This window comes from Vibrio sp. 1F279 (assembly GCF_041439815.1).
Classification (GTDB): Bacteria; Pseudomonadota; Gammaproteobacteria; order Enterobacterales; family Vibrionaceae; genus Vibrio; species Vibrio tasmaniensis_A.
On sequence record NZ_JBGOOU010000072.1, the window covers coordinates 1 to 6858 of the forward strand.

4 protein-coding genes and 2 pseudogenes are annotated in these 6858 nt (G+C 37.7%); 3 read left to right on the forward strand and 3 right to left on the reverse strand.

The window, feature by feature from the left end; translation table 11 throughout:
- Positions 1 to 209 (forward strand): annotated as a pseudogene (locus tag ACED60_RS24795) (IS5/IS1182 family transposase); the annotation flags it as partial.
- Positions 210 to 1045: 836 nt separating this feature from the next.
- Here the strand turns inward: ACED60_RS24795 and ACED60_RS24800 are convergent.
- Positions 1046 to 1780, reverse strand: coding sequence for a hypothetical protein (locus ACED60_RS24800; RefSeq protein ID WP_017103568.1), 735 nt, complete (start codon positions 1778 to 1780; stop codon positions 1046 to 1048).
- Between the two features lie 406 nt (positions 1781 to 2186).
- Positions 2187 to 4241, reverse strand: a complete 2055-nt coding sequence (locus ACED60_RS24805; RefSeq protein ID WP_371728668.1) for a hypothetical protein — start codon at positions 4239 to 4241, stop codon at positions 2187 to 2189.
- Between the two features lie 494 nt (positions 4242 to 4735).
- On the opposite strand from ACED60_RS24805, the gene ACED60_RS24810 reads away from it, so the two are divergent.
- Both ACED60_RS24810 and ACED60_RS24815 read left to right on the forward strand, forming a co-directional pair.
- On the forward strand, positions 4736 to 5224 hold the full coding sequence (locus tag ACED60_RS24810) for a PadR family transcriptional regulator (RefSeq protein ID WP_102428398.1): 489 nt from the start codon (positions 4736 to 4738) through the stop codon (positions 5222 to 5224).
- Between the two features lie 174 nt (positions 5225 to 5398).
- Positions 5399 to 5578, forward strand: coding sequence for a hypothetical protein (locus ACED60_RS24815; RefSeq protein ID WP_016800071.1), 180 nt, complete (start codon positions 5399 to 5401; stop codon positions 5576 to 5578).
- Between the two features lie 142 nt (positions 5579 to 5720).
- Here ACED60_RS24815 and ACED60_RS24820 read toward each other — a convergent pair.
- Positions 5721 to 6343: pseudogene (locus tag ACED60_RS24820) on the reverse strand (IS5 family transposase); the annotation flags it as partial.
- Positions 6344 to 6858: the final 515 nt, after the last annotated feature.

Below are 6858 nucleotides of genomic sequence, written 5' to 3' on the forward strand. Positions count from 1 at the left end.
TATACGGCTCAAATAAGTATTGGAAAGAGCGGTATGGATACCACAGACGTTCACTCTCAGAAACAGCGATGTATCGAGTTAAACAGTTACTAAGAGGACGATTGAGCTTAAGAAATTACAATGCGCAGGTGGGTGAGACTTACGCGATGATAAAAGCGTTGAACAAGCTTACTGGGTTAGGTATGCCTAAAGCTTGTCGTATTAACTAAGAAACACACGAAACGAAGTAGCTCTATCTCTAAATTTAATTACGCAACAAAGCCTATCCTCGCCCTAAAAGCGGGCGAGGATTTACGGAGAAATTGCTAACTGGAAATTGAGAACCTCAAAATTATCCTATAAAATTTATTCCTAACGAAGCCGCAAATTCCACCTGCTTCCAGCTCGATCTAAATCACGATCATTTTTAATCCGACCTGGGCGACTTGCCCCTCCCTCCTCTCCTCGACCACCTACAACCATAGCTAACATTTCTAATTCTTCTTGCGATAATAAAGGATGATTGGCAAATATAACTCGTTTCATTATTAAACCCCTAATTTTATTACTAATAATCTTAAAATTAAACAAAAGAAATTAATTTTAAATTATGATTACATTTAAAAAATCAGTTAATAATTTAATAAGTTAATAAATTAATGTAAATTAATGTAAATTATATTAAAAAGAATAACCTTGAATTCTAATTTCAGCACCGAGCCTACTGCATAAATACAACGTTGCTCATCTTCTTTGAAAATAACGTCTAACGCCCAGGAATCTGGCTCTCAATGTGCCAAAGTTTTCTTGTCGCTCTTGAGCGGCTTTGTTGAAGCGCTCATTTAATCGCCAATTTTTGAGTTGAGAGCCTTTTCCTATATTCTTATCATACCTTGATGTATTCACTCTCATAATCATACCTTACAAACACAATCAATCCAGGCGTCAACACTTCAAAAAAACACACCTACCGACAAACCAATTATATTGCGTGACCGAGGGCGGATTGATATCTGATTATCAGGCGACATTATGGATAATTGGCAGAGTGAGCAACGCACTTAAACTAAAAGCAGTTAGGTGTTGAAAAACCCATCCTTCGATAATTAGTCTCAAGAACATCCGAGATCATAAAAGCAGTAACCTTCTTTATTTCACCTCCGCCTTTCTTTAAATCTCGAATTATCTCCCTACCATTTTCAACACTCGCTCTTTTAACCGCTCCCGGTCTATTAAGCCTAGTGTTAACAATGTTATCGGGGTCTGACATCACTTGAGATATGCTTCTTTTTTCTAATGCAGTCCAGTCCTTAACCTCACTAATCACTACATTTTCACCTTTATATGAAGTTGAAAAGTATAATTTATTAGAATCTATTACATCTGAGCCCAAGGTATCAGAGGCACTTTCTAAAAAATCGTCATTGAACTGCAAAGCCTCTGTTACGCTACTTTTAGTACTTTCATTTGGAAATGGTATTTTACCTTCCTCAATATCAGCCAAAATATTTTTGTTCTTTTCAAGCATACTTTTTACATTCTCATATAGCTTTTTCCTAGCTTCTGAATGTTCCAAGGGTTTATCTAAAACTAACTTTTCAGTAGAGAAACCGACTTTTGAAAGCCTTGCCTCCCCATTTTGAATTATTATTTTCGGCCTGATCGAGTCTAATTCACTTGGATTTATTTTAGTTACATCAATTTCAAGACTCCCAGACATCGAGCTAAATGAAATTGCAGAGAGTAGCAATATCAAAAATGTATTTATAATATATTTAATTTTATATTTTCTTCCCATCATGATTCACCTCTTCAAGGAGTAATTGGTCTATGGTAATCCGGGGAAAGGAGAAGCCAACCCATTGTAATTCCCCTCAATAACATCAGAAACTACAAAAGCGGATATTCACCTAACGTTCGGATTATTTGACTTAAAATCTCTCACCACACTTCTATCTGTTTAGCACTGCACCTTTAAGAACCACATTAGTATTTACAATGTTGTCTGGATAACATGACGCAAGAGAAATACGCTTGCTCTTAACCTTAGGTCGCTCGAACGTTAGACATCAAAATGGATTATCCTTTGATTTAATTAAACTAGTGCCTCTTCCTATAGTCTTGATTTTTAGTTAATCAACTCAAAAAAATCATTTTTAAAACTTTATCTAAGATACTTTTTCCCTGCTCCCATCACAATATTCGACCTAATTGGCGTGATGCAGACGCATGGGTGGTCCTGTTTGAGAAACAGGAACCCATAAATTGATAGTGTCATCAAGGTACCTAATTATTTTATTATTATCTTCATCTAAAAAAGGAGTTGAGTTAAACGCTAGCCAATCAAAGTTTCCACTTGAATATTTATGTACTTCTTGAGAAGAGTAATTTACGAGTTTACTGTTTTTATTTAGCGCAACCAGGTCGTCACGTAAATCGCTCAAGATTACAGCAGCGGCTTCATTTTCCCAATCACTTAACTTTTGTAGTTTCTTCACGTAATTATCGATTAATGCGCCCACAACGTTAAAGTAACTATTTTGAATAGAGCTAGTCATTTGAGCATAATCAATGAATCGTAATGATGTCTCATAGTTATCACCACCTTGTAGACTCATTAATGAAACAGCATCATTTAATGCAACATCTACCTTTTTCTTTAGGCTTCCATCAGCCACATGTTTATCGATTTTCTCAATAAGCGAATTTAATTTTTCTTGACTGATTGGCTTTAATGAAATTTCTGATTTATCTACTAATTTAGTATTAACCAGGTCTTTAGCTGCATGATAAGAACTCATAATTTTGTTTTTAAGGGTGGAATGTTCCTCTCCAATTTTCGAATATGCATCATTAATTAATTTTGTAAACTTGGTCTCATCAGTCACATCGACGCCTTGGCTAATTAGTGACTTTGTTATGGCAAAAACAAATGGAGCAACATCAATCTTGGATTTAATATCATTCATGACAGAGCCTTGAATTATTGAGCTTTCAATTGGCATAAATATCGATATAAAAATAAGAAAACCTTCTTCAATCTTTACCTCTGAATAATCAAGGTTTTTCAAAATATGATACCCAAAATATAACCAAGAATAGTATTTTTTTAGAACATCATTATATGGGGCTATCATTGACTCCTGAAGACTATGGATAAATTTTGTATCTGTAAGCATATCTTTGAATTCAACAACAAGATGATCGCTATTGTCATATATTACATCTACTGTCCTCTCTAAAACTGGGAAAAACACATCATTCAACCAACGCATATTTGGTATTGCAACATTTTTTATCGATTTTGAAAATCGGATGCTGTTTGTGCCTTCATATGATGGATGGAAATTTGCATTATTTAATTGGACATGTCCGAAACTGCTTATGTATTTCTTCCCTGTCAATGAGGTTGAATACCAGTATTTTAAATTTTCCTTTAATCCGATTAGGTGGCTAATAGTTACTGGTAATTCACTTGAAACGAATTGCGTGGTTATTGGGGTGGATACTGTGTTATCTTTGAAATATTTATCTACTCTATTAGAGTAATTATCATTAATCAATCTATATGCTAATTTGTGGAAACTGTTTTTATATAATTCAACTGTTAATTCTCCAAAATGTTTATATTCATAATTATAAATCTCATCATTATCACCTCGGATTATTTTTTTAAGCTTTAGTAGTGATGCGTCTGTTTTATCAATTGCTTTTGAGTAGACACCCATCAAAGTGCGATCGGACTCTTCCATCTTGTTGATGACCCCAGCCATTTTTATATCACCATAAATTGCAATCCCTTCAGCGATGAGAACACCTATAACTGGGTTTATAGCTTCCGCAATTGACTCGGAGAAGATTGAGCCGATAACTTCCCCTGCAATTTCCGGGGCTATGTAGGAGCCCAAAAGAACGGCACCACCAGTGATTTCATCAGCATTTTTATTTTCTATGCCGTCAAGCAATTCTAATCCACCACTTACAACGGCAATAGCTCCACCAATTTTCTCTGCCAACTCCATTGCTCCGGTTTCAAATTCTGGTATAACCTCACCAATTTCTTCATTAGTAATCTTTTGGCCAATGGAAGTTTCTTTTTCTGATATCGGTGAGATGTCCTCTTGAAAATCATCAACCTCTTTTTCAAGAGTTGTAGTTTTACATGCTTCCCCCTCATCCAAAAGAAAATAGAAAGAGTTAGCACTATTGGCAAATAATACCGCTCCGATTGATAGTCCAATAGTGCTTATTTTAAACTTCATTGTCCATTCCCCCGCCTAAAATATGATTTTTTGAAAAATTTGATGGAATTAAAAAATTGGTAAAACTGACAATAGACTATTTCAATCAATCAATAAGAACATTTAAATAATTTATGTTTTATTTATATTGAAAAGTTATCATCTTTACTAATTCAAGGAAAAAGCATGAGCCACACCAAGAGTTTTTGACTCTGAGTTAAGTGAGAAAGAGCTTGCGGTTGAAAATGCAGCTAGAACAATATTAGTCAAAAACAAGATTATATGTAGCAAAGCGGAAAGAGCGGTATGGTTACCACAAAGCCTATCAACAACTCAAAATCAAAAAACGGATAATTATTAATTATTAATTACCCTTCAACCTCTTGCGATAGCTGACAGGAAGAAGCATAAAGACGTCAGGTTAATAATCGCCCCAATAATGATGAAAGTCGTTTCACTTAACATCTCAGCGCATTCAAGCCGACCGCATTGTAATAATTGAAGGAACTAAAAAGATGTCACTACGTTACGTCATATTGACGTATTTAAATGAAAACCCCCACTCAGGTTACAGCGTCACCAAAGAAATCAACAAATCCCATTATTGGAGCGCCGTCCTACAGCATACTTATCGAGAGATTAAGGTATTACACAAAGAAAGATGGATAGAAGCGCATGCGAACTGTGCTTCAAAAGGCAACGCTTTCACTATCACCGAACTTGGTAAACAAGCGCTAATTAACTGGCTATCGACACCGGTGGCCACCTGTCAGCATAGAGATTCGTTTTGTATAAAATTGATGAATCATTCTCTCGCACCAACAGAATTAAGCCGTGAGATAGACCTCAGCATCAAAACCACCCTCACGGTATGTCAATATTACGAACGAACCTTGAAACAACCGCAATTAAACGCTCGTCAAACCCTTATCCTCAAAAAGCGACTCGCAGAAGTTCAATTGAATTTGGATTGGTTCCAAGACATCCAGAAGACCTTGTTTTGAAAACGTCCACTCAAAGCAAAGTCGTTAAAAAAGAAATTGACCACATCGCCAAATACATTACACCTCAAGTTCATTCTGGCCCCGTCAAGCACGCACCCAGAATGAACTTGAAGAGAACGACATCAGCCAAAATATTAAAATAGTGGGATTGATTCATAATAAGGAGAACACCTCATGGACAAAAGAACCGTACCAGCCCATCAGCGCATGGAAATACCGCTTAAACCCAACCACGCCTTACCATATCCAAGTAAAACCGTGCCAGAAAAATTAAAGCAGCAGACCAAAGTTCGTCGCCGCATTGAAGACATCCTTGAAGCCCAAGAATTTGATGCGCTTTGGAAGGATGGGTGAAATAGAAGACAATAAAGCACGGCCGCTTTGTCGCGTAATTCAGTTTAGAGGCCATTTTTCACCGTTTGATATGCTTTTTAATCAATACGACAGGTTTCAGGCATCCCAAGCTTCTACAGCGCTTTGAGCATGTCTAAGTTTATGAAAGTAAACGTTTGTGATAACCAGACCGCTGTTTCCAATACTTATTGGAACCGGACACCTCCGGACAACCAGCCGCGAGATTTCGGGAGGGGGATGAGCTCAAACGCGAGTTTAATCTGAATTGCATAGTAACAAGACCTCGTGTCATAGCGCCATCGCCAGATACCTCTATGAGACTTCGGCGTGTTTATTTGAGTAAGTTCGGGAGCACTTCTCCACCGGTAACATTAGATAAACTTAACTCAGCAGCAAGGATTTCCGGCGTCTTGGTATCGACCGCTAAGTGTAACTTTCGCCATACTCTAAGCTTCCCATCTGAACAAGGTTTTTACTTCCTACTTACCTTCACCATAAACCTTGATGCCTCTCTACTCAATGGCTAGGCACAGCATTGCGCCTCTTGCTTTTGTTTTAGATGAGATATCTACCTCTTTTGCATGGCGAATGATACTTTTGTTATGTGGGCAGCTCAACGGAACATGAAGCTAGCCTAAATATTGAATCGATAGACCCTTGCAGCGATCTCAATGGCATAGAGAAGACTCGTTTCACCATTAACGCAGTGGTAGTAATAACTAAATCACTGAATCGACGTGACCTACCACGCTGGTTCTGTTTGCTTTACGTCCCCCCACTTATCGCCTCGGGACCTATCAGAGCTAATAGGAACTAATACAGGTAAAGGAGACCTCTTTTTATTTGTACTGCAATTTATCTAACTCATAATTGTCCGTGCGACCTGAAGTCGTATGAAGCGTTGTTCACCACGCAGAGTGAACCATCTGTATCACCAGATGACCCTAAGAGCCTGAATAAAGCAGCGGCTCTGACAACGTAACGAAGCTTGGTCGTTAGGCTGTGCGGGAGCAAAATCGTGAGAGGATGTTCCTCCTGATAACCTCAAAATCGGGTGAGTGCTAGGGAGTCAATATGATGAATGTAATGTGAATCCATTTAAGGCGCGTTATGTGATGAAACAGCGGAAGTGGTTAATACGCTGTAGCCAAAAGGCAACGAGAGTCGGAAAGAGATTGGACAATGCTCTTTCGTGGTCATTGCACTCTCCGCACCATTGTGGGCATCTTATGTGGACTCCCCATTGTCAACAGTAATCGTCAGTAAATCAGAAATAAATG

Excerpts from the sequence above, each read along its gene's own strand:
- ACED60_RS24800 (WP_017103568.1), bottom strand. The coding sequence starts at position 1,780 with ATGATGGGAAGAAAATATAAAATTAAATATATTATAAATACATTTTTG.
- ACED60_RS24805 (WP_371728668.1), bottom strand. The coding sequence starts at position 4,241 with ATGAAGTTTAAAATAAGCACTATTGGACTATCAATCGGAGCGGTATTA.
- ACED60_RS24810 (WP_102428398.1), top strand. The coding sequence starts at position 4,736 with ATGTCACTACGTTACGTCATATTGACGTATTTAAATGAAAACCCCCAC.
- ACED60_RS24815 (WP_016800071.1), top strand. The coding sequence starts at position 5,399 with ATGGACAAAAGAACCGTACCAGCCCATCAGCGCATGGAAATACCGCTT.